Below are 24301 nucleotides of genomic sequence, written 5' to 3' on the forward strand. Positions count from 1 at the left end.
TGCCAGTCAGCCCCCAGGCCCAATCCCTGCTCGACATGGTCTACCGTGTCGGCGCCCCCCGCTTTCACGAACTGACGCCGGCCCAGGCCCGGCATTCCTTTCAGAAACTGCACTATGCCTTCCGGCCGGAGGCGCCCGCGGTCGCCTCGGTGACCGAAGTGCCGATGGGGCGTGGTGATGGCAGCGTGCTGCTCGCGCGCTTCTATCGACCGCTGCAGGCCCATCCCGACACGGTACTGCCACTGCTGGTCTATTTCCACGGCGGAGGCTGGTGCGTGGGCGACGTCGAAAGCTACGACGTGGTGTGCCGTGAACTGGCAAACCGGAGCGGGTGTGCCGTGCTGTCGGTCGATTACCGGCTGGCGCCCGAGCATCCGTTTCCTGCGGCGATCAACGATGCACGGCTGGCGGTGGACTGGGCGGTGGATGAGGCCGGGGTGCTCGGTATCGATCCGGCCCGGGTGGCACTCGGCGGCGACAGCGCGGGCGGCAATCTGGCGATCGTCACCGCGCTTGCGCTGCGCGATGCGGGGGGCATGCAGCCGCGCATGCTGATGCTGGTCTATCCGAGTACCGAGATCATCAGCGCGCGGCCTTCCCGCGAACGCTACGCCGACGGCTATTTCCTCGATCGGGAAACGCTCGAATGGTTCTTCAGCCGCTATCTGCCGACGTGCAATACCGAGGACTGGCGGGCGTCGCCATTGCGCGCAGCATCGCTCGCAGGGCTGGCGCCGATGCTGCTGGTCACCGCCGAGTGCGACCCGCTCGTCGACGACTGCATTGCGTTCGCGGAACGGGTGCGGCGCGAGGGTGGCGAGGTCGAGCAGTACCATGTCGAGGGCATGGTCCATGGCTTCTTCACGCTGGGTAAATTCTTTCCGGAAGCGAACCGCGCGGTCGCCCACGCGGCCGATGTGCTGCGCCGGCAGCTGACCGGCGAGCGCTGATCAGGCGCACACCGCGGCCAGCATTTCCTGTTTGCCCGCGCGGGCGTCCTCGAGCAAGGCGTCGAGCTTGTCCTTGCCGATGGTCGATATGCAGGCTTCGAACAGCTCGGGGCGACGTTTCATGCCGAGTACGGAATCGAAGGGGTTGGGCGTTTCCGCGGCGAGGGAGGCAATGAAAATGAGATCGCCCAAGCTGGCAGGCGGCCAGGATCCACCGTAGGGATTCTCGTATTCGTATGCATCGAGGATGTCCTCCGGAAGTTCGAACACTTCGAGTATCGTCCTGCCCACCGGCTCGTTCCAGACCGCCACGAACTCGGAGAAGCGTTCCAGGTTCTCCTCCAGCGCCGGATAGGCCGAGGACCTTGCAAGGAGGAAGAACTGACCGATATCGACCATCATGCCGGCGAGCATCGCGGTGTCCGGATTCACCGTGCGCAACTTGCGCGCCAGGGCGTAGGACCACGACGCGACATCGACCGAATGCATCCACAGGCCGGAGGCGATGAGCCGCATGGTCTTGGAGCGATGCTCCTGAGCGAGCTGTTCCGCCGCCACCGCAAAAGCCAGGCAACGCAGTGCCGCCAGACCGATGCGTTTGACCGCCGAGTTCACGTCCGCGATCTGCGCCCCATAGGGGTTGAGCAGCACGGCGTTGGCCATGCGCACGACCTTGGCACTGAGCACGGGTTCTGCCCGCACCACGGCTGCGATTTCGTCGAGCGAGGAGTCGGGGTCGTCGGCCAGCCGCTTGATCCGGAGCGATACGTCGAGCGAGGTCGGGAAGTTCAGTCGTCCATCTTCGAGTTCGGACTCGATCTGCTCTGAAAATGCCTGGGTCTGCGCGTCAAAGTCATGCATCTCGTTACCCGTCCCGGAATAGATGGCTGCAGTTTAGCCTGCCCGACTTGGCTGAGCGAGGGTCGGCACGAAATTCGATGCTCACGGGCGGTTTGTCCGCGCCGCCAGAACCGCGCTCAGGCCGAAGGCTGACGCAGAATCGCCTTGCCGTTCTCGAGTCGTTCGACCTGAGCCAGCGTGGCGACCGGTACCTGCAATGCTTCCATGGCCTGGTGTCCGAGCTTGAAGCGCTTCTCCACCACGAAGCCGGCACCCAGCACTTCGGCGCCGGCCTCGCGCGCCATCTCCACCAGAGCCACGGCAGTGCGGCCATTGGACAGAAAGTCGTCGATGATGACGATATGGGCGCCCGGCGGGATGTAGCGTTGCGACAGCACCAGTTTGGTTTCGCCGCCCTTGGTGGGTGAGGGGATCACGCGCGAGATGAAGGGCGATTCGACCTCCGGGGCGTATTTTTTCGCATAGACCAGCGGGATGCTGAGCGCCTGCGCCACGACCAGGCCGGGGGCGATCCCGCTGGCCTCGGCGGTCAGGATGATCGACGGCTGGTAAGCGGACAGGCGGCGTGCGAGTTCGCGCCCCAGTTCGGTGATGAACGCGGGTTCGATGCGATGATTGAGAAAGTGATCGATCTTCAGGATCTGGTCACCGATGATCGTCGCTTCAGCTTCGATCCTTCGTACCAGCGGGTCATAAGGGGCGTTGAGTTCGGCGTAGGTCGTCATGTTCCGGGCTTGCCATCGGGTGCCCCGGCGAGGGCTGGACGGCGCATTCTAGCTCAGCTGCCCGATGGCACCGCTTTTTGGTCTGCGCGCCCGGCGACCCGGGGGTCCGTGTCCGGTGCGTCGCCGCGCCGGATCCCGTGGGTGCGGGCGGGCACAGTCTGTTCGCCGGCCTGCCGGTCCGGCGGTCCGGGGCCCAAGTCGGGAACACCGCGGTTTTTCTCCGCTTCATTTGGCATATGACCGGCGGCTCGGGGCTGCTATTGTTGCGCCATGATCTGCGAATAATGCGTCCGCTGGGCGCGCGCGTGCAGCCTGTTAATTTGATGGAGTCAAGCTGTGGATACCCTGTTTCGTCCGGTCATGGCCCTGCTGGATCGATTTCACTATCCGTGGAAGTTTGCGTTCATCGGCCTGGTGTGCGTGCTCGGTTCGGCAGCACTCATGGCGCAGATCTATGTCGGCCTGACCAAGGACATCACGTTCGCGGAGCGCGAGGTCGCAGGCCTGGGCCTGCTCGACAAGGGCTTTGCGGTGCTGGTCCTGAGTCAGCAGCACCGCGGGTTGTCGTCCGGACTGCTGGGCGGGAGCGAGGATCTGCGGTCGCGCGTCGCAGAGCGCGCGGCCGCGCTCCGCGATGCAATGAGCGCGGTTGATGCCGAACTCGAAAGCACTGCGGACTGGGCGCCGCTGCGCAAGCCCTGGGGTGAGATCCGCCAGGCCCTCCTCACGCTGGCCGCCGATGGTCTCAAGATGCCTGCCGCAGACAACTTCCGCGCCCACACCCGGGCGATCGAAGCCACGCTGAGCTGGATCGGCGACATCGGCGATGTCTCCAATCTCGCCCTCGATCCCGAAAGCGCAAGCTACAACCTGATCGAACCGATGCTGCGTTCGATTCCGGACCTCACCGAGCGGCTGGGCCGGCTGCGGGGCCGGGCAACCGGCATCATCGCCCGCGCCACGCTGTCCACCGCCGACGAACACGCGATCGTCGCGCAACTGGCGGAGTTGGCCATGACCGAGGCCCAGCTCAAGGATCGGCTCGGACGCGCGATGCGCGACAACGATACGCTGCGTGGCCCGCTCGGCACGGCATTGACCGAGATCGAGGCCAGCGTGGGGCGGCTCCGCGATACCGCGCGCAAGGAGGTGCTGGAGCAGGGCTTTGCAATCGAGCCGGCCGCGTTCTTCGAGATCGGAACCTCCGCCATCGATGTCGTGCTCAAGCACTCCCGCGACTCGCTGCGCACTTCGGCACGGCGCCTGCTCGATGCCCGGATCGAGGCGCTGGAGCACAACATGGCGCGCAACGTACTCCTGTCTACAGTCGCGCTGATGATCGCGGCCTATCTCTTCGGTGGCATCTACTTCTCCATCGTGCGTTCGGTCCGCGAATTGAGCCGTGGTGCCGAGCAGTTCGCCAGCGGCAATTATCGTGCGCGGGTGGCGTTTTCCGCGCGCGACGAACTGAAGCGCGTGGCCGACCGCTTCAACGGAATGGCGCACGAGGTCGCCGAGTTGATCGCGCAGATCCAGAAGGGTGCCGAGCACGTCGGCCGTGCTTCGGCCGACGTCTCTGCGGCGGCCCATCAGGTGGCCGAGGGGTCCGGCACGCAGAGCGAAGCCGCGGCCGGGATGGCCGCTGCGGTCGAGGAGATGACGGTCGGAATCGACGAGATTTCCCGCCATGCGACCACAGCGCAGGAGCTCGCGGAGAAGTCTGATCGTCTGTCCAGTGAAGGCGGCAAGGTCATGCAGCAGACTGTGGTCGAGATGGAACGGATCGCGGAAGCGGTCAATTCGTCGGCCGCGGCGGTCGGCGAGCTCGGGGACAAGGCGCGACATATCAATTCGATGGTCGACGTCATCAGGCAGATCGCCAATCAGACCAATCTGCTGGCGCTGAATGCGGCGATCGAGGCTGCACGTGCGGGCGAAAGCGGTCGCGGCTTCGCCGTGGTGGCGGACGAGGTGCGCAAGCTGGCAGAGCGGACCGCGGGTGCCACCGAGGAGATCACCGACATGGCGAGCTCGATCCGGCAGGGTACCGAGCGTGCGGTCGATTCGATGCAGGACGGTGTCGCCCGCGTGCGCGACGGTGCCGCACTGACCACCCGGGCGGGCAAGTCGATGGACGAGATCAACAGCGGTTCGCGCGAAGTTCTGCGGGCGGTCAGCGACATCTCGCTCGCGCTGCGCGAGCAGAGCAGTGCCAGTGCCGAGATCGCGCGCAATGTCGAACGGATCGCGCAGATGACCGAGGAGAACAGCGCAGCGGTGCGGGATACCGCACGGACCGCGTCCACCCTGCAGTCGCTCGCCGCCGAGCTCGAACACCGGGTGGAGCGCTTCCAGGTCTGACGAGTCGGCGGTGCGCCGCCTGCCATTCCGGAAAATTCGGGGGACAGCGGGGCGCCGGCCTCGCATTGCCCCCGGCGCGGCTTCCTCAGCCGCGCATGCCGACCTTGCCCACCAACCCGCGCAGGGTTTCCTGCAGATCGGCCGGCAGCACCACCACCTTGGCATTGGCCGACTCGCCCAGCTTTTCCATCGCCGCGATGTATTTCTCGCCGAGCAGGTAGAGCATCGGCGTGGTCTGTTCGCCGATCGAGGCGCTCACCCGGCGGATCGACTCGGCCGACGCTTCGGCCAGCATCACCTGTGCATCGGCGTCGCGCCTGGCCGATTCGAGCCGCGCCTCGGCCTCCAGAATGGCGGCCTGCTTGGCGCCTTCGGCCTTGGTTACGGCGGCCTTGCGCTCGCGCTCGGCCGCGGCCTGCAACTCCATCGCGCCCTGCATGGACAGCGACGGCTTGATGTCCTGGATCTCCACCGACTTCACCGTCAGGCCCCAGTCCACCGCCTCGTCGGCGATGCTCTCGCGCAGCCGGGTCTTGATCCGGTCGCGCGAGGACAGCGCCTCGTCGAGCTCCATCTCGCCGACGATCGAACGCAGCGTGGTCATGATCAGGTTGCGGATCGCCTCGGAGAAGTCGGTGATGCCGTACACCGCCTTGACCGGATCGGTGACCTTGATGAAGGCGATGGCGTTGGTGACGATCACCGCGTTGTCGCGGGTGATCACCTCCTGCTCCTGGACGTCGAGGATGATGTCCTTGGTCACCAGCTTGTAGGCGACGTTGTCGAGGTAGGGGATCAGGATGTTGAGACCGGGGCGCAGGGTGCCGTGGTACTTGCCCAGGCGTTCGACGATCCATTCCTCGCCCTGGGGGACCAGGCGCACGCCCTTGGCGATGGTGACGACGACAAAGAGGAGTATTGCAATTGCTACGGCCAGGCCTGCGCTCATCGGGTGTTTCTCCGGTTATGAATCGTTCTGGGGAGGCGAAACGAAAGCGTGTGAATGCAGCGGCAGACGAATCAGGCCTTCGTCACCTTGACGAAACTGCCTTCGATGGACACGACCCGGACCCGCTCGCCAACGGCGATCTCGGTATCGGCCATGCATGGCCATTCCTCCGCGCCCAGGATCGGGCGCTGGAAGCGCACCTTGCCGTGCTGGAACGGCGCCACCGCGTGGACCAGCAGCCCGGCTTCGCCGATCACGTCGCCATCGGCGGTGCCGATCAAAGTCTTGTGCGCCGAGCGCTTGAACACCCGGAACCACAGCACCGTCATCCCGGTCGAGGCCGCCATCCACAGCAGGATCTGGGTCGACAGCGAAAGCGAGGGTGCGGCCAACAGGACCACGCTCAGCAGCAGCGCGCCGAAGCCGAACCAGATCACGTAGAACGCCGGTACCGCCAGCTCGAGCAGGACTAGCGCGATGCCGCCGATCGTCCAGTGCCACCATTCGATAGTCATGGAATCCTCCGTCGGCGCATTGTAACCGCAGCCGACGGGAATTTCGGTGACAGGTGGCGGATCCTACGCGGTCTGTACCGCGCCGACGAAGTTGGCCAGCTCCGGGGTCTGCGGGGCGGCAAACACGGTCCTGGGGTCGCCGCTCTCGTGGATGCGTCCATGATGCATGAAGATCAGCTTGTTGCCGACGTCGCGCGCAAAGCGCATCTCGTGGGTGACCATGATCAGGGTCATGCCTTCGGTGGCAAGCTGGCGCACTACCGCCAGCACCTCGCTGACCAGTTCCGGGTCGAGCGCCGAGGTGATCTCGTCGCACAGCATGACTTTGGGCTGCATCGCCAGCGCGCGGGCGATCGCCACCCGCTGCTGCTGGCCGCCGGAGAGCTGGTCGGGGAAACTGTCGAACTTGTCGGCGAGGCCGACCTTGAGCAGCATCTCCTTGGCGATGTCCTCGGCCTCCTTCTTCGGCGTGCCCTTGACCACGGTGGGCGCCAGCATCACGTTCTGCCCTGCGCTCAGATGGGGGAACAGGTTGAACTGCTGGAACACCATGCCGACCTTCTGGCGCAGCGCGCGCAGGTCGCCCTTGCCGTCGTGCAGCGCGGTGCCGTCGACCACCAGCTCGCCCTTGTCGATGGTCTCGAGCCCGTTGATCGTGCGCAACAGCGTGCTCTTGCCCGAACCGCTGCGGCCGATCAGCGCCACCACGTCGCCCTGGGCGACCTCCAGATCGATGCCCTTCAATACATGATTGGTGCCGAAGTGCTTGTGCAGACCGGCGATGCTAACGAGCGACATGGAATTTCCTCTCCAGGCTTTTCGCGTAAAGCGACAGGGGATAACACAGGGCGAAGTAGCCCGCCGCGACCAGGCCGAACACCAGGAAGGGGGCGAAGGTCGCGTTGGCCAGCATCGAGCCGGTCTTGGTCAGTTCGGCGAAGCCGATGATCGAGGTCACCGCGGTGCCCTTGACCACCTGCACCGAGAAGCCGACGGTGGGCGCGATGGCGATGCGCAAGGCCTGCGGCAGGATGACGTGGCGCATCTGCTGCAGGTAGGACAGGGCCAGGCTGGACGAGGCCTCCCACTGCCCCTTGGGAACCGACTCGACGCAGCCGCGCCAGATCTCGGCGAGGTAGGCGCTGGTAAACAGGGTCAGGCCGAGTGCGGCGGCGAGCCACGGCGACACGTCGACCCCGGCCAGCGACAAGCCGAAGAACACGATGAAGAGCTGCATCAGCAACGGCGTGCCCTGGAAGACCTCGATATAGCCCTTGGCGAAGGCCTGCAGCAGCCGGTTCCTGGCGATGCGGGCGAACAGGATCGCAAGACCGACGGCGCCGCCGAGGGCGAAGGCGATCAGCGACAGCAGCAGCGTCCATTTGCCGCCCTCGAGCAGGTTGCGGACGATGTCCCAGGTGGAGAACTGGACGAACATCAGCGGGCCCTCCCGGTCACGAAGCGCTGGCCGATCTGGATCAGCAGCTGGCGGATCAGCAGTGCCATCAGGAAGTACATCGCGGTGGTGACGAAATAGGTTTCGAAGGCGCGGAAGTTGCGCGACTGGATGAAGTTGGCGGCAAAGGTCAGCTCCTCGGTGGCGATCTGCGAGCACACCGCCGAGCCGAGCATGACGATGATCACCTGGCTGGTGAGCGCCGGCCACACCTTGGCCAGCGCCGGGCGCAGCACCACGTGGCGGAAAATCTGCGGCCGGCTCAGCGCGAGCGACTGCGCCGCCTCGATCTGGCCGCGCGGAGTGGCCTGGATGCCGGCGCGGATGATTTCGGTGGAGTAGGCACCGAGGTTGATCACCATCGCCAGCACGGCGGCGTGCCACTCGGTCATCTTGATGCCGAGCGAAGGCAGGCCGAAGAAGATGAAGAACAGCTGGACCAGGAAGGGCGTGTTGCGAATCACCTCCACATAGACCCCGAACAGACGGTCGAAGGGGCTGAGCTTCCAGGCGCGGCAGATCGCGCCGACGATGCCGAGACCGATGCCGAGCACGGCGCCGACGGCAGTGAGTGCCAGGGTGAAGCCGGCGCCCGCCAGCAGCAGGTCGACATGCTCGAACACCGGGGCGAATTCGAATTGGTAGGCCATCGCGGATTCCGTTTGTCGCGGGTCAGTCGGGGGGCGCAGCCGTTGGGGCGGCGCCAGGCCGTGCCGGTTCTGGCGGGCAGCCGGGGCGGCGCTTCACGCCCGCTCCCGGCGCCGGTGCCGGCATTTGCAGTGGCGTGCCGCGCGCTTACAGATCCTTCGGCAGCGGCGCGTTCAGCCAGCGCTGGGCGATCTCGTTGAGCGCACCGTCGGTCTTGGCCTTGGCGATGATCGCGTTCACCTTTGCCATCAGCGCGCTCTCGCCCTTCGCGGTGGCGACATAGCACGGCGAGTTCTTGATCAGGAACTTGGCCCCGAGGCGGCGCAGCTTGGTCATGTCGTTGACCGCGGCCGCGACCACGTTGCCGGTGGCGACGAACTGGACCTGGCCGGTGAGGTAGGCCGAGATGGTGGCGTTGTTGTCCTCGAAGCGCTTGATCGTGACCTTGGGCGAGGCGATCTTGGTCAGCTCCAGGTCTTCCACCGAGCCGCGGGTCACGCCCACGGTCTTGCCGTCGAGCTCCTCGACCTTCGACACGGCCACGTCTTCCGGCCCGAACACGCCGTTGAAGAAGGGCGCGTAGGCGTCGGAGAAGTCGATCACCTTCTCGCGATCCGGGTTCTTGCCCAGGCTGGAGATCACCAGGTCGGCCTTGCCGGTGGTCAGATAGGGAATGCGGTTGGTGCTGGTCACCGGGATCAGTTCGACCTTGACCCCGAGTTCCTTGCCGATCAGGTTGGCCATGTCGATATCGTAGCCGCGCGGCTTGAGGTCGGTGCCGACGCTGCCGAAGGGCGGAAAGTCCTGCGGCACGGCGACGCGCAGGGTGCCGGCCTTCTGGATGTTGGCGAGCACGTCGGCGTGCGCATCGGTGGTGCCGAGCGCGCCGGCAACGGCGACGCCGGCGACGACGGCAAAGAGGCTGCGAAGGAAGGGGCGACGGGTGGATTGCATCGGGAGAGCTCCTGGTTGCGGTGGGTCAGAGGGGAGGGAAAACGAGGCCGACGCGGGTCGCGGCGGCCGCAAGGTGTTCGCGCATCAGCGCACTGGCGCGCGCGGCGTCACGTGCGGCAATGGCGGCGATGATCCGGCGGTGCTCGTCGGCCGGCGCCCAGATTTCTGCCCGATTGGAGAAGGGCAGGCGCAGGCTGTGGCCGATCTGCTCGCGGAACTGGCGCGAGATCTCGATCAGCCCCGGGTTGCCGGAGAGTTCGGCGAGGGCGAGGTGGAACTGCAGGTCCCAGTCGGCGGCCATGACCAGGTCGCACAGCTTGATTGCATCCTCCATCCCGCGCTGGACGGTTTCGAGTCGGGCCAGACCGGTGGCGTCGATGCGCAGCGCGGCAAGGCCGGTCCATGCCGGTTCGAGCACGGCTCGCAATTCGATCAGGGCCTGCGGCGTCATCATCGCCGTCCCGCGCGGAAGCTGGTCGAGGTCGGGCTTGCTTCCGGCTGTCACGAACACCCCCTTGCCCGGTTGCGCACGCACGAGGCCAAGCGCTTCCAGAGTCGAGATTGCCTCGCGCAGCGAGGCGCGACTGATCGACAACTGAGCCGACAGCTCGCGCTGCGAGGGCAGCGCCGCGCCGAGCACGAACTCGCCGTCGATTATCCGGCGCTGAAGGGCTTGGGCAGCAATGTTGGCAATACTGGGCATATGTGCTTCCTGATGGCCGCGATCTGACTGGTCAGACCAGTCAGTCCACCGTTAGCAGGAGTCGTGCCATCAATGTCGGTTTGCCGATTTGGGCTAGAACACAGGGAAATGGCGGGACGGGGGCTCGGCACACGCGGCGCGCGCCGGTCGGTGCGCCCCATCGTGGGGCGAATGCGGCGGCACATGAACCGGCATGGGGCATCGTAGCCGACCCCCGATGAGCTTCAATTGGCCCGAGGGCCGGTGTTGCGCAGGGTCTCGGACGGCAGTTCGCCGAACATCGACTTGTAGTCGGAGGCGAAGTGCGACAGGTGCCAGAAGCCCCAGCGCGCCGCGATGTCGGCGACCGAGCCGGTGCCCGGCTGGGTCTGCTTGAGCGCACGGCGCACGCCATTGAGGCGCAACGCGCGGAGAAAGCTCACCGGGTTGAGGTTGAGCACGTCCTGGAAGCTGTACTGCAGTGTGCGGCGCGATACCCGCAGCTCGGCGCACAGATCGGCCACCGTGATCGGCTCTTCGATATGGGCGTTCATGTACTCGCGTGCGCGCTCGACTACGAGCTGGCGCGCCTGGCCGGACGGGGCGGGGCGGTACTCGTGATCCGCGCTGATCGAGGCGATCAGGCTGCCATAGATCGCCTGCTCCAGCGCCTTGCGCATGGCCGCGTGGCGCAGCATTTCGGGGGTGGCGCGCAGGCTGGCCAGCACCGTGCCGAGAAAGTCGCGCAGGGCGGCGGCCTGCTCTGGCGACGAGGGCAGCACGCGCTTGCCGTCGAGCTCGGCCTCGATGTCGCGGTGCTCGACCTGCAGGGCGTAGTCGTTGAGCGCGTGCGCATCGGCGGTGACGGCCAGGATTTCCTGCACTTTGGGGGTACGGAAGTCGAGCTCCTCGCCGCCCTTGAGGGTGATGATGGAGTTGCGGTCGAAGACCTGGCCGCAGTACCAGCCCTTGCCGTCGACCTCAACTGGTACGCCGAAGGTGCGCGACCCCTCCCACGACTGGCCGGCCTCGTGGATCGACTGGTTGGTCCGCTCGCGGAACACCTGCAGGTTGTCGAACCAGAACTCCTCAAAATTGCCGGAAAAGAGACCGGCGGTGAGCTGATCGTAACGCTGCTTCCAGTGCTGCAGGCAGGATGCGTGATCGTCCGCATCGTGCGTTGTGCGCCAGTGCGCGCTGAAGGCCTGGTCGTCGCCCGTGGAGGTGAAGGTGCTCATGGCTGCGGGACTCCGGTCCGGAAGGGATTTCCGCTACCGAAGCAGCGTACGTGCCAGCGCGTAACGCACCCCGCCAGCCGCCGTATCGGGTGACCGGGCCGGGACTGCAAGGTCGGGGTCGGACGGCTGTCCGGGCGTTCCCGGGCTTCGGGTCGAAGCAGACCCGGCGGCATGGGGGCGGCCGGGTCGGATGCAGGCGGTGCGATTTCGCCCGCAGCAGCATTGCCGCAGCCTGCGGCAATGCGCGCATGAGTCTTCATTTTCCGTCTGTCTCCCGATCGGATGTCGGTTGTTTGTAGTTTTGGGTTACCCCTTTTTTTTCAGCGTAATACCAAATCCCGATCGGCGCCAAGATTTTTTTCGATGCCCTCCGGCCGTCGTCGTCATGCGCCGCAATGGTGCGCCGCAGTATCACTTTGGTGGTGTCCTTGACGCGGTTTGCCCACGATCGCGGGTTGCCGATCTGGGATACCGCTCCCGCCGGGCTTCGTCCCAGAATCCGCTCACCCCGTCGATTTGATCTGGATCAATTCCGGCGGCGGCGAGATGAGCGTTCGCCAGGCTTGGTGCCTGACGGGCAATACACGGGAAACCCCGGGACGGGTCAGGGCCGCGTGAAGGCCCCTGGCATACCCGGGTTACAAGGAGGTCAGTCGTGGTTCGACATCGCGCCCTGAAAACCTGCGTGGCTGCGTTGCTGATTGCCCTGGGCGGGGCAACGGCACACGCCGAGCTGCCAGTCGAGATCGTCACCGTGGAGAAGCTTGCTCCACCCGATCCCTATCGCATCTACCTGTCCGACGTTGCCATCGGTCACATCGTCGATGGGCGCCTGCATGTGCTCGACGGCGACAACATGAAGTATCTCGGCGTGATCGCCACCGGCTATGCCGGCCAGGCCATCCTGTCTCCCGACCGCAAGGAGATCTACGTCGCCACCACCTACTACTCGCGTCTGTCGTCGGGTGAGCGCACCGACACCGTCGATATCCATGATGCGCAGACCCTGACCAAGACCGGCGAGATCGTGATCCCGCCGATCCATGCCCAGGCACTGCACTACAAGGGCACCATCCGCACCTCGGCCGATGGTCGCTGGCTGTACGTGCTCAACGCCACCCCGGCGATCTCGGTCACGGTGATCGACCTGCAGGCGAAGCAGGTCATGTCGCAGGTCGATCTGCCCGGGTGCTGGATCCTGCTGCCGGCGCAGTCGGTGTCCAACCGCTTCTCCACCGTGTGCGGCGACGGCACCATGCTGACCGTGACCCTGGACGACAAGGGCCAGGCGGTCGATCAGCAGCGCAGCGCGAAGTTCTTCGATCCGGACGTCGATCCGATCTTCATCCACGGCGAACAGGACGGCGACACCTACCGTTTCGTCTCCTACGGCGGCGACCTCTACACCGCCCACCTCGGCGCGGCGGTGGCGAGCTTCGAGCCGAAGTGGTCGCTGCTGAGCGACAAGGAGCGTAAGGCCGGCTGGCGTCCGGGCGGCTACCAGTTGCTGGCCCAGCACAACGCAAGCGGGCGCGTGTTCGTCGCCATGCACGACGGTGCCAGGGTCGGCAGCCACAAGTTCCCGGCCAAGGAGATCTGGGGCTTCGACCTCAAGACGCAGAAGCGGATCACCCGCGCCCCCGGCAGCAACGCGATCGCGCTCGCGGTGAGCCAGGGCGACAAGCCGCGCCTGTTCGCCTACGACGGCGTCAAGGGCGGAATCGCCGCCTACGATGCCAGCGCCGCGCTGAAGCTGGTCAAGCGCATGGACGGCGTCGGCGAGACCCCCTCGCTGATGGAGCTGCACTGATGGATGCCCTCGCCATCGACCCGGTGCTGGCACGTGCCTGCGGCGCCGCACTGGCGGTCATCCTGATCGTGGGAGCGTGGCAGAAGCTGCGCGACATGGCGGTGTTCGAGGCCTCGGTCGAACTCTACCGCCTGCTGCCTGAAGCCTTGGTGCCCTTGTTCGCACGGCTGTTCCCGGTGCTCGAAGCCGTGGCGGGCGTGGCGCTGCTGTTCGACGCCTCGCGCCCGCTCGGCCTGGTGCTCGGCCTGCTGGTGCTGGGTTCGGCCACCGCCGGTGTCGCGCTCAACGTCGCCCGCGGCCATACCGCGATCGACTGCGGCTGCGGCGGCGCCGAAGGGCACACCCGGCTGTCGTGGGCACTGGTCGTGCGCAACGCGGTGCTGTTCGCCCTTCTCGTGGTCGGCGCCCAGCTCGGTACCGACCGCAGCCTGGTCTGGATCGACTACCTCTCCGTCGCCGGCGGCACGCTGATGCTGCTCACGCTGTATGCCGCAGCCAACCAGCTGCTCGCCAACCACCCCCATCTCGCCCAAATGAGGAGCGGATCATGAACGAAGCCCTGATGATTTCGAATGTGCTGTTGTGGATCGCGGTGCTCGCCGCGCTGGTCGGACTGTTTGCGTTGGCGCGCCAGATCGGCGTGCTCTATGAGCGGGTCGCGCCGATGGGCGCGCTGATGCTCGACACCGGTCCGCAGGTCGGCGAGGCCGCGCCGGTGTTCGACCTGCCGCACCTGGTGAGCAGCCGCGAGCGGGTCTCGCTCGGTCTGCCAGCCGACAAGAGCACGCTGCTGTTCTTCCTGTCGCCGACCTGCCCGGTGTGCAAGAAGCTGCTGCCCATCCTGCGTTCGGCCAACCAGTCCGAGCGCGGCTGGATGCGCGTGGTGCTGACCTCGGACGGCGAGCAGCCCGAGCACCTGGCGTTCTACGACAAGGCCGGCCTCGCGGACTTTCCCTACGTGCTGTCGCGCGAGCTGGGCATCGCCTACCGCGTGGCCAAGCTGCCCTATGCGGTGCTGATCAACGAGCAGGGCCGGATCGCGGCCAAGGGCCTGGTCAACTCGCGCGAACAGCTCGAGAGCCTGTTCACCGCCAAGGAGCTGGGCGTGGCCTCGGTCCAGGCCTACCTCGACCAGCCCGGCCGCGCCTGATTCCGACCGACAAGGAGAACACACATGAAATGGCTGGATGAATTCTTCGAGCGCAAGACACGCAAGGTGGCGCAGAGCGCCTCCCGGCGCAGCGCACTGATCGGCATCGGCCGCCTGCTGGTGGGCGCCGCCTTCGTGCTGCCGGTGCTGCCCTTCGACCGTACCGCCCAGGCCGCCGGTGCCGCTGCGTCCAAGAAGGCGGCTGGCGCCGCGCCGACCGACGAGGACTGCGAGTACTGGCGCTACTGCGCGCAGGACGGCTATCTGTGCAACTGCTGCGGCGGCACCGCATCGAGCTGCCCGCCCGGTACCGAGGCCTCCAAGGTGTCGTGGATCGGTACCTGCCACAACCCCGAGGACGGCAAGGATTACCTGATCAGCTACAACGACTGCTGCGGCAAGACCGCCTGCGGGCGCTGTTTCTGCAACACCAACGAGCGCGAGATGCCGGGTTACCGCATGGGCCTGCACAACGACATCAACTGGTGCATGGCCAACGACTCGACGATGTTCCACTGCACGCTGGCGACCGTGGTCGGCCTGGCGGAAACCAAGAGCTGAGGCGGGCGATGAACACGCAGCGTGTTCCGGGCGGGGTGCGCGGGCTGATCCTCGTCGCGATGGTGACCGGGCTCGGGTTCGCGGGTCCGGCACAGGCGGTCGAGGGCGGCAAGGCGCGCTACCAGTACATCCTCAACTGTGCCGGCTGCCACCAGGCCGACGGCAGCGGGGCGAAGTCCGGTGGTGTACCGACCATGCGCGGCCAGCTCGGCCACTTCGTCAGCATTCCGGAGGGGCGCGCCTTCCTGGTCAAGGTGCCGGGTACGTCGAACTCGCCACTCACGGATGCCGACATCGCCCGGTTGCTCAACTGGATGCTGCAGGCCTTCTCCGCCGCGACCCTGCCGCCGGGACTCGAGCCCTATACCGAGGCCGAGGTCACCCGGCTGCGCAACGCACCGCTCGCCGATGTCAGCGCGGCCCGGCGCGAGATCGTCGGCAAGCTGGCCGCACGCGGCGTGCGGATCGAGTAGGACGGCGCCGGCTGGAGCGCGCGAGCACTGCGGCGGGCGCTATCGATTTTTCGTATTTCACCTTGTGAGGACGTGAGCAAAATGGACAAAACGACAACAAAGTTGTATCGCCCCGCGCTGCTGGCGCTGGCCATTGCAGCCCTGATGGGCAGTTCGCTGGCCCATGCCGTCGCGACCGACGCCGAAGCGGCCAGTCTGGGCAAGGCACTGACCCCGATCGGCGCCGAGGTGGGCAAGAACGCCGATGGCAGCATCCCGGCGTGGAGCGGCGGCATGACCCAGGCTCCGGCCGGTTGGAAGCCGGGCCGGGTCGACCCCTACAAGGATGACAAGCCGCTGTTCTCGATCGATGTGAGCAACATCGACAAGTACGCCGACAAGCTGTCCGCGGGCCAGGTCGCGCTGATCAAGACCTACCAGGGCTACCGCATGGACGTCTATCCGAGCCGGCGCAGCTGCCCGGTGCCGGACATGGTGGCCCAGCAGACGAAGAAGAACGCCACCACCGCGCGGCTCGGTGCCGACGGCTGGCAGCTCGAGCAGGTGCTCGGTGGCGGCATTCCGTTCCCGGTGCCGAAAAACGGCGCCGAGGCGATGTGGAACTACAAGCTGCGCTACACCGGGCTCGGCCGTCGGGCGCAGATCTCGGCGCTGATGCCGGAGAAGGGCGGCAGCTACACCGAGAACAAGCAGTGGGCCTCCGAGCTGTATCCGTTCAACGATCCCGCGGTCACCGGGCCGGCCGATGTCAGCGGGGTGGAATCCAAGCTGCTCTACGAGGTGCTGTCACCGGCCTCGCGGGCGGGTGAGGGCTACCTCATCCACGCCTATCTCGACAAGCCGCAGGACGCCTGGATCTACTTCCCCGGCCAGCGTCGCGTGCGCCGCTCGCCGACCTTCGCCTACGACAACCCGATCGCCGGCTTCGACAACCTCTACTTCGTCGACCAGATCAACGTGTTTACCGGCGCGCTCGACCGCTATGACTACAAGCTGGTCGGCAAGAAGGAGATGTTCGTTCCCTACAACTCCAACAAGCTGATCGACAAGAGCAACAAGTTCAAGGACATGCTCGGCGCCGAGTACGTCAATCGCGACTTCATGCGTTACGAGCCGCACCGGGTCTGGGTGGTCGAGGCCACGGTGAAGGCGGACAAGCGCCATTCCTTCGCCAAGCGCGTGTTCCACTTCGACGAAGACTCGTGGGCACTGCTGCAGGTCGACATGTACGACGCCAAGGGCAACCTGTGGCGGGTGCAGGAAGGCAGCCTGTGGGCCGCTCCCGACGTCGGTGCCTGCATCACCTACGAAACCCAGATGTACGACCTCGTTGCCCGCCGCTACGTGGTTGACAACTGGACCGCCGAGGGCGAGGTCATCGACCTGACTGCCGCGAAGGAGGGCCGTGTCAACCAGGCCACCTTCAGCCCCGACCAGATGCGGCGCAGCGGCGAACGCTGAACCCCGACCCCCAGTTCAAGGAGTACTCCATGAAAGCACAGACGATTGCGCATCGTCGGGCGGCGTTCGCCCTCGCCCCGTCGACCTTCACCCTCAACGCCGTGGCCCTGGCGGTGGCGGCCACGCTGTGGGCACCGAGCAGCCATGCCTTCCGCTTCGGCTCCGAGGAGGGGCTGTCGGGCAGTTTCGACAGCACAGTGTCCTATGGTCTGATGGCACGGACCTCGTCCGCCGGCTGCAAGACCATCGGCAACGACAGCGGTGGCTGCAACAACGGCACCAACAACGAGCTGTCGCGGGTCTACAACCTGACCGACGGCACCGGCTATGCGAACGCCGACTTCAACTACACCAACTTCGACGACGGCAACCTCAACTACAAGAAGGGCGACATCGTGTCCGCGGTGCTCAAGGGCACCCACGATCTCGCGTTGAAATACCCGGGCGGCTGGAGCGCGCTGGCGCGGGTGACCTGGTTCAACGACTCGCAGGCGCGGGACACCCGGCGCACCGATGTGGATAGCGCGGCGGCCGGCGAAATGACCCTGCTCGACGCCTGGGTGGCCAAGAGCTTCTCGATCGGCGAGCAATACGGCAAGGTCAAGTTCGGCAACCAGGTCATCTCCTGGGGCGAGGACATCTTCATCCTCGGCGGGGTGAACCAGATCAACGCCATCGACCTGCAGAAGTTCCATGTGCCCGGCACCCAGCTGAAGGAGATCTTCATTCCGGCGCCGATGCTGTCGGGCTCGTTCGGGATCACCGAGCAGCTGGGCATGGAAGCCTATTACCAATTCGGCTGGAACAGCTTCAAGTTCGATCCTGCGGGCACCTTCTTCTCGGCCGCGGACGTGCTCGGCAAGGGCCGCCGGGTCGCCTACGTGCCGACCAGCATCATCGAGGATTTTGCCGGGGTGGGCGCCTGCGCGGGTCTGCCCAACGGGCGTTGCGGCGATAACTCCGGGCTGTCCGACGCCGATGCGGTCGCGGCCGGGATCGCGGTGCCCTACCTCGGCACCGACCGGGCGCGAAACAGCGGCCAGTACGGGGTGAACTTCCGCTACAACGCCGAGGAGATCGACACCGAGTTCGCGTTCACCTACCAGCGCTACCACGACAAGCTGCCCTTCCTCGGCTTCACCGGCAACCGCGCCGGGGCGGTCACCGGCTACTTCGTGGCCTACGGCGAGGACAAGGATCTGTACGCGATCTCGGCCAACACCAAGCTGCTCAACGTCGCCGTCGGCGCGGAACTCTCGTATCGCCCGCACGACAGCGTCGGCATCGACCCGACCGTGCCCTTCGGTTCGATCTTCGGTGGCGCGTTCGACGACAACAGTGTGTACGACGTCGGCAGCCATCCCGGCTTCGTCGAGGAAGAGAAGTACCAGATGCACCTGACCGGCTTCTACACCTTCTCCCACAACGACCCGCTGGGTGGACTGGCAAAGTCGGTCGGGGCGAGCGACGGCTTCATCCTCACCGAGGCGGCGGTCACCCACTATCCGGGCCTGGACCGCAGCGGGCGCACGCCGTACTTCCTGCCCGACTACTCGCTGCCGGACAGGACCTCGTGGGGCTATGTGTTCGAGATGGGCCTGAACTATCCCAACGCCTTCGGCACCGGCGTCACCCTGACCCCGCAGATCGACTGGTACCACGATGTCAACGGCACCAGCCCGAACGCGATCCCCTTCGTCGAGGGGCGCAAGGCGCTCACGCTGTCGCTGTTCGCCAACTACCGTGACAGCTGGAAGGGCGCGATCCAGTGGGTGAACTTCCACGGCGGCGGGGCCAACAACCTGATGCGCGACCGCGACTTCGTCTCCGCGAGCATTTCCTACTCGTTCTGATGCACTGCGCCGGGGCCGGATGCGATCCGGTCCGGCCCCGGACCAATGGACACCCCGACATGATCGAGAAATCAGTGCTGACCCTCCAGCGCTTCTGCTTCAGGTTTCGCCTGCCGATCCTGATCGCGCTGCTGGCCTTCACCGCGGTGATGGCGACCTTCGCCGCCCGCCTGCACATGAGCGCGGGCTTCGACAAGCAGCTGCCGCAGGATCACGAATACATCCAGACCTTCAACCAGTATCGCGAGGTGCTGTTCGGCGCCAACCGCATCATTGTCACCGTCGAGGCGACGCACGGCGATATCTGGAACGAGAAGGCGCTTACGAGACTGCACGACGTCACCCAGGCGCTGTTCTTCATGAAGGGTGTCGACCGGCGCACGGTCAGTTCGCTATGGACGCCGAACACCCGCGCGGTGCAGATCACCGAAGAGGGCATGAAGGCCGAGGACGTGATCGGCGGCGACGTCACGGTGAAGGCGCTCACTCCCGACAACATCGGCGCGATCCGCGAGCGCACCATCATCGGCGGCTTCGTCGGCAGTCTGGTGGCCAACGACTCCTCGTCCGCGATGGTGGTCGCCGAACTCGCCGACCCCGACCCGCAGACCGGCGAGCGCCTCGACTACTTCGAATTCAGCCAGCGCCTGGAGAAGGAGTTGCGCGCGGCCTACTCCGACGACGACATCCGCATCCGCATCATCGGGTTTGCCAAGCAGATGGGCGACATCTCCGAGGGCGCGACCAGCGTGATCGAGTTCTTCGCGCTCGCCTTCGTGCTCACCACCGCGGCGGTCTACTGGTACACGCGCTCGTGGCTGCTGACCTTCCTGCCGCTGTCGTGCTCGCTGGTGTCGGTGGTGTGGCAGTTCGGCACCATCACGCTGCTCGGTTTCGGGCTGGATCCGCTCGCCATCCTGGTGCCCTTCCTGGTGTTCGCGATCGGGGTGTCCCACGGCATCCAGCAGGTGAACTACATCGCCAAGGAAGTGATCAACGGCGCCGATGGCTACACCGCCGCCAGCCGCAGCTTCACCGGGCTACTGGTGCCGGGCACGCTGGCCCTGATCACCGCTTTCGTCGGCTTCGCCACCCTGGTGCTGGTGCCGATTCCGATGATCCGCGAACTGGCCATCACCGCCTCGGTCGGCGTCGCCTACAAGATCGTCACCAACCTGATCATGCTGCCGGTGCTGGCGAGCTACTTCCGCTTCGACGACGCCTTCGTGCTGCGCGCGGGCAAGGTCGAGCACCTGCGCAACCGGATGATGGCCACCCTCGGCGTGCATATCGCCAGCCCGCGCAATGCCGCGATCGGCACCATCGCCTGCGCGCTGCTGATGGGCGTCGCGGTATGGCAGAGCCAGGGGCGCCACGTCGGCCACGTGCTGCCGGGTGCGCCCGAACTGCACGACGACTCGCGCTACAACCAGGACGTGCAGGCGGTGGTCGATCACTACAGCCTCGGCCTCGATCTGCTGACCGTGGTGGTCGAGACCCCGGCCGACGGCTGCTACCGCCACGACGTCATGAGCCATGTCGATCGTCTGACCTGGCATCTGGCCAACGTGCCCGGGGTGCTGTCGGCGCAGTCGCTGCCGACCCTGACCAAGCTTGCCGCCTCGGGGGTGAACGAGGGCAGTCCGAAATGGGGGGCGCTGCCGCAGGACGAACTGACCCTGGGCGAGGCGGTGCGCCAGGTGCCCGAGGGCCTGCGCCTGTTCAACGCCGACTGCACGCTGCTGCCGGTGAACCTCTACCTGACCGACCACAAGGCCTCGACCCTCGAGGGCGTGGTCGCCGCGGTGAAGCACTTCCGCGACACCCAGCCCTTCGACGGCGTCACCGTACGCCTCGCGAGCGGCAACGCCGGGGTGCAGGCGGCGACCAACGAGATCGTCGAGCATTCCGAGCTGCCGATGATGCTCTATGTCTATGCCACGATCCTGGTGCTGGTGTTCCTGGTGTATCGCGACTGGCGCGCGATGGTGGCGTGCTGCGTGCCGCTGACGCTGGCCACCTTCCTCGGCTACTGGTTCATGAAGGAGCTCGACATCGGCCTAACCGTGGCGACCCTGCCGGTGATGGTGCTGGCGGTCGGGATCGGCGTCGATTACGCGTTCTACATCTACAACCGGCTGCAGATGCACATGGCCCACGGCGAGGACATCGTCACCGCGTTCAAGCAGGCCCTGCGCGAGATCGGCGTCGCCACCGTGTTCACCGCGGTCACGCTGTCGATCGGGGTCGCCACCTGGTCGTTCTCGGCGCTCAAGTTCCAGGCCGACATGGGCATGCTGCTGACCTTCATGTTCATGATGAACATGATCATGGCGATCACGCTGCTGCCGGCGCTGGCGGTGACCATCGACATGCTGATACCGCGCCGCGGCCCGGTGCGCGCACCGCTGATGGCGCACTGAGGAGACGCGCAATGACGACCAAGTTCAGATACCTGCGCCTGCTCGGCGCACTGCTCGCGGCAAGTGTGACGGCGGGCATGGCCGTGCTGCCGGCAAACGCGGCCGATCCGGCCCCGGTGCCGGCGATGAAGGCGCGGCTCGCGGCGAAGGTGCCGCTCACCGGCCTGGTGCGGGCGGGCGACGCCCTGGTCGCGGTCGGCGACTACGGCACCGTGGTGCGCTCCACCGACAGCGGCAAGACCTGGACCCAGGCGGCGGTGCCGGTGAGCACTCTGCTGACCGCGATCCATTTCGCCGATGCGCAGCGCGGCTGGGTGGTCGGGCACGGTGGGGTGGTGCTGGCCACCACCGATGGCGGGGCGAACTGGACCCTGCAGCAGGTGCTGGCCGACAGGCCGGTGCTGCTGTCGGTGCACTTCGTCTCCGCCGACCAGGGCTATGCGGTGGGGGCCTACGGCAGCGCCTGGCGCACCCGCGACGGCGGCCGCAGCTGGGCACCGATGGCGGTCGGCAGCGGGCCGGATGCCGACATGCACCTGAACCACATCTTCGCGACTCGCAACGGCGCCCTGTTTGCCGCCGCCGAAACCGGGCTTGCATATCGCTCGACCGATGGCGGCGAGACCTGGACCTCCCTCAAGACCGGCGTATCCGGCTCGCTGTGGAGTGGGCTCGAGGGCGCCGGCGGCGAAGTAGTGCTGCTCGGCATGAGCGGGCGCGTGCTGACCAGCCGCGACGGCGGTGACAGCTGGCAGGTGCGCGAGAACGACAGCGGCCAGTCGCTGACCGGCGCGGCGCTGGCCGCCGACGGCAGCCTGATCGTGGTCGGCTCCGGCGGACTGATCCTGCGCGGCGAGCAGCTTGCGGCCGAGATTCGCGCCGACCGCCAGAACCTGGCCGCGGTGCAGCTCGCACCGGATGGTGCCGTGGTGCTCGCCGGGCAGCTCGGGGTCGAACGCCTGGGCGGCAGCAACTGAGTCCCTCCGACAACAAGGAAAATCGAAACATGCTGACCAGACTGATCGCCCTGCTGAGCGGCGAACTCGCTGCCGAAGCCAACGAGACCGGCCCCTTCGAGCGCCGCCACATCGCCGTGGCCGCGCTGCTGCTCGAGGCCATGTATGTCGACCATCGCGCCAGCGACGAGGAGCACGCCGCGGTCACCCGCCTGCTGCGCGCCCACTTCCGCCTGCCCGAACCGACCGCCCGGCAACTGGTGCAGGTGGCCGACGAGCGCTTCGCCGAGGTGCTCGACGACTGGGAATTCGCCGAGGCGGTGCGGGTGGGTTTCAACGCCGCCGAGCGGGTCGAGATCCTGACCCTGTTGTGGGAGGTGGCCTATGCCGATGGGGCGCTTGCGCGCCTGGAGCATCGCCTGTTGAACCGCATCGCGCGCCATCTCGATCTCGACCAGGCCGCCATCGAGCAGGCCCGCGCCACCGCGGCGGCGCGCGGCGGCCTGATCCGCAACGCGGCCGACGACAGCTGAGGCCGCCGCTACACCCGCAACATCCCTACAACACGAGGAGACAGCAACATGGAACGTTACCAAGGCCAGTTCATCAGCGAGGCCACCCGGCAGTTTCTCGCCCGTCCCAAGCGCATGCTGATCGGGGCCGAGTGGCTCGAGGCCGCGAGCGGCGAGACCCTGGAAGTGATCGACCCCGCCAGCGGACGGGCCTTCACCCGCGTCCCGGCCGGTGCCGCGGCCGACATCGACCGCGCCGTCGCGGCGGCCCGGCAGGCCTTCGAGGGCGGTGAATGGCCGAAGATGCGCCCGGTGGACCGCGAGCGCCTGCTGCTGAAATTCGCCGACCTGGTCGCGGCCAACGCCCAGGAGCTGGCCGAGATCGAGGCGCTCGACAACGGCAAATCGGTGGTGATGGCGCGCCATGTGGATGTGGCGCTGGTGGTCGACTTCCTGCGCTACATGGCCGGCTGGGCGACCAAGATCGAAGGCTCGACGATGGACGTGTCGGTGCCGCTGATGCGCGACCGCGAACTGTTCGGCTTCACCCGGCGCGAGCCGGTCGGGGTGGTCGGTGCGATCATCCCGTGGAATTTCCCGTTGCTGATGGCGGCGTGGAAGGTCGCCCCGGCACTGGCCACCGGCTGCACCATGGTGCTCAAGCCCGCCGAGGAAACGCCGCTGACCGCCTTGCGCTTCGCCGAACTGGCGCTGGCGGCGGGTTACCCGGCCGGCGTGCTCAACGTCGTCACCGGCCATGGCCATACCGCCGGCGCTGCGCTCGCGGGCCACAAGGGCATCGAGAAGATCGCCTTCACCGGCTCCACCGAGATCGGCAAGCTGGTCGGCAAGGCCGCGATCGACAACATGACCCGGGTTTCGCTGGAACTCGGCGGCAAGAGCCCGGTGATCGTGCTCGACGATGCCGATCCGGCGATGGCCGCGGCCGGTGCGGCGCAGGCGATCTTCTTCAACCAGGGCCAGGTGTGTACGGCCGGCTCGCGCCTGTTCATTCACAAGAGCCGGTTCGACGAGGTGGTCGAGGGCCTGGCCGGCATCGCCGCGGGCATGAAGCTCGGGCCGGGTATCGATCCGGCGACCCAGATCGGGCCGTTGGTGTCGGCGATCCAGCAGCGCCGCGTGCTCGGCTACATCGAAAGCGGCTACGCCGAGGGCGCCCGCGCGGCGGTTGGCGGTTCGGCTGGCGAGGGCGAGGGTTATTTCGTCCGCCCCACGGTGCTGGTCGACACCCGCGACGACATGAAGGTGGTGCGCGAGGAGATCTTCGGCCCGGTGGTGGTGGCGATGCCCTACGACGATCTCGACGAGGTCGCCCGCCGTGCCAACGACACTCCCTACGGCCTCGCCGCGAGCATCTGGTCCAACGACCTGTCCCGCGTCCATCGCCTGATCCCGAAGATCAAGGCCGGCACGGTGTGGGTGAACTGCCACAACATCCTCGACAACGCGATGCCCTTTGGCGGCTACAAGCAGTCCGGCATCGGCCGCGAGATGGGGCGTGCGGTACTCGACATGTATACCGAATCCAAGTCGGTGATCATGGCCCTGTAAGCATGGATTGATCATGGTGTTGCGGCCGGACGCTTCCCTTGCCCGCGTGTGGGCGGCGGAGCGGCCCGGCCGTTCTTTTTTTATGTCGCACGACATGTACAAGGTCATCCGCGGCGGCACGCCCGCCGTGCGAGACCGGCGCTGACCGGCCCGACGAGGCCGGCACGTTTGCACCCGATAGCCCTGATGAG

General features: G+C 66.5%; 23 protein-coding genes. 13 read left to right on the forward strand and 10 right to left on the reverse strand.

Annotated features, from left to right (window positions below; all coding sequences use genetic code 11):
- Positions 1–35 precede the first annotated feature (35 nt).
- Positions 36–950 (forward strand): alpha/beta hydrolase, encoded by a 915-nt coding sequence (locus tag AC3A35_RS03520; RefSeq protein ID WP_487434719.1) that lies wholly within the window; start codon positions 36–38, stop codon positions 948–950.
- On the opposite strand, the gene AC3A35_RS03525 is transcribed toward AC3A35_RS03520, so the two are convergent.
- Positions 951–1811: an HDOD domain-containing protein gene (locus AC3A35_RS03525; RefSeq protein WP_487434507.1), complete on the reverse strand. Its 861-nt coding sequence runs from the start codon at positions 1809–1811 to the stop codon at positions 951–953.
- Between the two features lie 116 nt (positions 1812–1927).
- Positions 1928–2536: a xanthine phosphoribosyltransferase gene (gene xpt / locus AC3A35_RS03530; RefSeq protein WP_487434508.1), complete on the reverse strand. Its 609-nt coding sequence runs from the start codon at positions 2534–2536 to the stop codon at positions 1928–1930.
- Between the two features lie 336 nt (positions 2537–2872).
- Between xpt and AC3A35_RS03535 the strand changes: the two genes are divergently transcribed.
- Positions 2873–4897 carry a methyl-accepting chemotaxis protein gene (locus AC3A35_RS03535; protein WP_487434509.1) on the forward strand — a complete coding sequence of 675 codons (2025 nt, stop codon included), beginning with the start codon at positions 2873–2875 and terminating at the stop codon, positions 4895–4897.
- An 85-nt stretch (positions 4898–4982) separates the two neighbouring features.
- On the opposite strand, the gene AC3A35_RS03540 is transcribed toward AC3A35_RS03535, so the two are convergent.
- From AC3A35_RS03540 to AC3A35_RS03575, 8 genes are all read right to left on the reverse strand, one after another.
- Positions 4983–5846 carry an SPFH domain-containing protein gene (locus AC3A35_RS03540; RefSeq protein WP_487434510.1) on the reverse strand — a complete coding sequence of 288 codons (864 nt, stop codon included), beginning with the start codon at positions 5844–5846 and terminating at the stop codon, positions 4983–4985.
- Between the two features lie 71 nt (positions 5847–5917).
- Positions 5918–6361: an NfeD family protein gene (locus AC3A35_RS03545; RefSeq protein ID WP_487434511.1), complete on the reverse strand. Its 444-nt coding sequence runs from the start codon at positions 6359–6361 to the stop codon at positions 5918–5920.
- A 63-nt stretch (positions 6362–6424) separates the two neighbouring features.
- Positions 6425–7159, reverse strand: a complete 735-nt coding sequence (locus AC3A35_RS03550; protein WP_487434512.1) for an amino acid ABC transporter ATP-binding protein — start codon at positions 7157–7159, stop codon at positions 6425–6427.
- On the reverse strand, positions 7146–7799 hold the full coding sequence (locus tag AC3A35_RS03555; RefSeq protein ID WP_487434513.1) for an amino acid ABC transporter permease: 654 nt from the start codon (positions 7797–7799) through the stop codon (positions 7146–7148). The genes AC3A35_RS03550 and AC3A35_RS03555 overlap by 14 nt, the downstream gene beginning before the upstream one ends.
- Entirely contained in the window at positions 7799–8467 is a 669-nt protein-coding gene (locus AC3A35_RS03560; protein WP_487434514.1) for an amino acid ABC transporter permease, read from the reverse strand. The genes AC3A35_RS03555 and AC3A35_RS03560 overlap by 1 nt, the downstream gene beginning before the upstream one ends.
- Before the next feature lie 145 nt (positions 8468–8612).
- The gene (locus AC3A35_RS03565) at positions 8613–9419 is read right to left on the reverse strand and encodes a transporter substrate-binding domain-containing protein (RefSeq protein ID WP_487434515.1); all 807 of its coding nucleotides are present in this window, start codon (positions 9417–9419) and stop codon (positions 8613–8615) included.
- Positions 9420–9444: 25 nt separating this feature from the next.
- A complete protein-coding gene (locus tag AC3A35_RS03570; RefSeq protein WP_487434516.1) occupies positions 9445–10122 on the reverse strand; it encodes a FadR/GntR family transcriptional regulator in 678 nt (225 codons plus the stop codon).
- Between the two features lie 224 nt (positions 10123–10346).
- The gene (locus AC3A35_RS03575; protein WP_487434517.1) at positions 10347–11339 is read right to left on the reverse strand and encodes a helix-turn-helix domain-containing protein; all 993 of its coding nucleotides are present in this window, start codon (positions 11337–11339) and stop codon (positions 10347–10349) included.
- Positions 11340–11994: 655 nt separating this feature from the next.
- Between AC3A35_RS03575 and AC3A35_RS03580 the strand changes: the two genes are divergently transcribed.
- The 11 genes from AC3A35_RS03580 to AC3A35_RS03630 all read left to right on the forward strand — a co-directional run bounded on the left by AC3A35_RS03580 (position 11995) and on the right by AC3A35_RS03630 (position 24110).
- Positions 11995–13149, forward strand: coding sequence for an amine dehydrogenase large subunit (locus AC3A35_RS03580; RefSeq protein WP_487434518.1), 1155 nt, complete (start codon positions 11995–11997; stop codon positions 13147–13149).
- Positions 13149–13700 (forward strand): MauE/DoxX family redox-associated membrane protein, encoded by a 552-nt coding sequence (locus AC3A35_RS03585; RefSeq protein ID WP_487434519.1) that lies wholly within the window; start codon positions 13149–13151, stop codon positions 13698–13700. The genes AC3A35_RS03580 and AC3A35_RS03585 overlap by 1 nt, the downstream gene beginning before the upstream one ends.
- Positions 13697–14299, forward strand: a complete 603-nt coding sequence (gene mauD, locus AC3A35_RS03590; RefSeq protein ID WP_487434520.1) for a methylamine dehydrogenase accessory protein MauD — start codon at positions 13697–13699, stop codon at positions 14297–14299. Before AC3A35_RS03585 ends, mauD begins: the two co-directional genes overlap by 4 nt.
- Before the next feature lie 24 nt (positions 14300–14323).
- Positions 14324–14860 (forward strand): methylamine dehydrogenase light chain, encoded by a 537-nt coding sequence (locus AC3A35_RS03595; RefSeq protein ID WP_487434521.1) that lies wholly within the window; start codon positions 14324–14326, stop codon positions 14858–14860.
- 8 nt (positions 14861–14868) lie between these two features.
- Positions 14869–15333, forward strand: coding sequence for a c-type cytochrome (locus AC3A35_RS03600; protein WP_487434522.1), 465 nt, complete (start codon positions 14869–14871; stop codon positions 15331–15333).
- Positions 15334–15414: 81 nt separating this feature from the next.
- Positions 15415–16794: a DUF1329 domain-containing protein gene (locus AC3A35_RS03605; RefSeq protein ID WP_487434523.1), complete on the forward strand. Its 1380-nt coding sequence runs from the start codon at positions 15415–15417 to the stop codon at positions 16792–16794.
- A gap of 29 nt (positions 16795–16823) precedes the next feature.
- The gene (locus tag AC3A35_RS03610; RefSeq protein WP_487434524.1) at positions 16824–18647 is read left to right on the forward strand and encodes a DUF1302 domain-containing protein; all 1824 of its coding nucleotides are present in this window, start codon (positions 16824–16826) and stop codon (positions 18645–18647) included.
- A 59-nt stretch (positions 18648–18706) separates the two neighbouring features.
- Positions 18707–21070 carry an efflux RND transporter permease subunit gene (locus AC3A35_RS03615; protein WP_487434525.1) on the forward strand — a complete coding sequence of 788 codons (2364 nt, stop codon included), beginning with the start codon at positions 18707–18709 and terminating at the stop codon, positions 21068–21070.
- A gap of 11 nt (positions 21071–21081) precedes the next feature.
- A complete protein-coding gene (locus AC3A35_RS03620; RefSeq protein WP_487434526.1) occupies positions 21082–22047 on the forward strand; it encodes a WD40/YVTN/BNR-like repeat-containing protein in 966 nt (321 codons plus the stop codon).
- A gap of 29 nt (positions 22048–22076) precedes the next feature.
- A complete protein-coding gene (locus AC3A35_RS03625) occupies positions 22077–22559 on the forward strand; it encodes a tellurite resistance TerB family protein (RefSeq protein WP_487434527.1) in 483 nt (160 codons plus the stop codon).
- Between the two features lie 48 nt (positions 22560–22607).
- On the forward strand, positions 22608–24110 hold the full coding sequence (locus AC3A35_RS03630) for an aldehyde dehydrogenase family protein (RefSeq protein ID WP_487434528.1): 1503 nt from the start codon (positions 22608–22610) through the stop codon (positions 24108–24110).
- Positions 24111–24301 lie beyond the last annotated feature (191 nt).

Source organism: Azoarcus sp. Soil_N_20 (assembly GCF_057656155.1).

Coding starts and splice junctions, on each gene's coding strand:
- AC3A35_RS03520 (WP_487434719.1), top strand. CDS start 36: ATGGTCTACCGTGTCGGCGCCCCCCGCTTTCACGAACTGACGCCGGCC.
- AC3A35_RS03525 (WP_487434507.1), bottom strand. CDS start 1,811: ATGCATGACTTTGACGCGCAGACCCAGGCATTTTCAGAGCAGATCGAG.
- xpt (WP_487434508.1), bottom strand. CDS start 2,536: ATGACGACCTACGCCGAACTCAACGCCCCTTATGACCCGCTGGTACGA.
- AC3A35_RS03540 (WP_487434510.1), bottom strand. CDS start 5,846: ATGAGCGCAGGCCTGGCCGTAGCAATTGCAATACTCCTCTTTGTCGTC.
- AC3A35_RS03545 (WP_487434511.1), bottom strand. CDS start 6,361: ATGACTATCGAATGGTGGCACTGGACGATCGGCGGCATCGCGCTAGTC.
- AC3A35_RS03550 (WP_487434512.1), bottom strand. CDS start 7,159: ATGTCGCTCGTTAGCATCGCCGGTCTGCACAAGCACTTCGGCACCAAT.
- AC3A35_RS03555 (WP_487434513.1), bottom strand. CDS start 7,799: ATGTTCGTCCAGTTCTCCACCTGGGACATCGTCCGCAACCTGCTCGAG.
- AC3A35_RS03560 (WP_487434514.1), bottom strand. CDS start 8,467: ATGGCCTACCAATTCGAATTCGCCCCGGTGTTCGAGCATGTCGACCTG.
- AC3A35_RS03565 (WP_487434515.1), bottom strand. CDS start 9,419: ATGCAATCCACCCGTCGCCCCTTCCTTCGCAGCCTCTTTGCCGTCGTC.
- AC3A35_RS03570 (WP_487434516.1), bottom strand. CDS start 10,122: ATGCCCAGTATTGCCAACATTGCTGCCCAAGCCCTTCAGCGCCGGATA.
- AC3A35_RS03575 (WP_487434517.1), bottom strand. CDS start 11,339: ATGAGCACCTTCACCTCCACGGGCGACGACCAGGCCTTCAGCGCGCAC.
- AC3A35_RS03585 (WP_487434519.1), top strand. CDS start 13,149: ATGGATGCCCTCGCCATCGACCCGGTGCTGGCACGTGCCTGCGGCGCC.
- mauD (WP_487434520.1), top strand. CDS start 13,697: ATGAACGAAGCCCTGATGATTTCGAATGTGCTGTTGTGGATCGCGGTG.
- AC3A35_RS03595 (WP_487434521.1), top strand. CDS start 14,324: ATGAAATGGCTGGATGAATTCTTCGAGCGCAAGACACGCAAGGTGGCG.
- AC3A35_RS03600 (WP_487434522.1), top strand. CDS start 14,869: ATGAACACGCAGCGTGTTCCGGGCGGGGTGCGCGGGCTGATCCTCGTC.
- AC3A35_RS03605 (WP_487434523.1), top strand. CDS start 15,415: ATGGACAAAACGACAACAAAGTTGTATCGCCCCGCGCTGCTGGCGCTG.
- AC3A35_RS03610 (WP_487434524.1), top strand. CDS start 16,824: ATGAAAGCACAGACGATTGCGCATCGTCGGGCGGCGTTCGCCCTCGCC.
- AC3A35_RS03615 (WP_487434525.1), top strand. CDS start 18,707: ATGATCGAGAAATCAGTGCTGACCCTCCAGCGCTTCTGCTTCAGGTTT.
- AC3A35_RS03620 (WP_487434526.1), top strand. CDS start 21,082: ATGACGACCAAGTTCAGATACCTGCGCCTGCTCGGCGCACTGCTCGCG.
- AC3A35_RS03625 (WP_487434527.1), top strand. CDS start 22,077: ATGCTGACCAGACTGATCGCCCTGCTGAGCGGCGAACTCGCTGCCGAA.
- AC3A35_RS03630 (WP_487434528.1), top strand. CDS start 22,608: ATGGAACGTTACCAAGGCCAGTTCATCAGCGAGGCCACCCGGCAGTTT.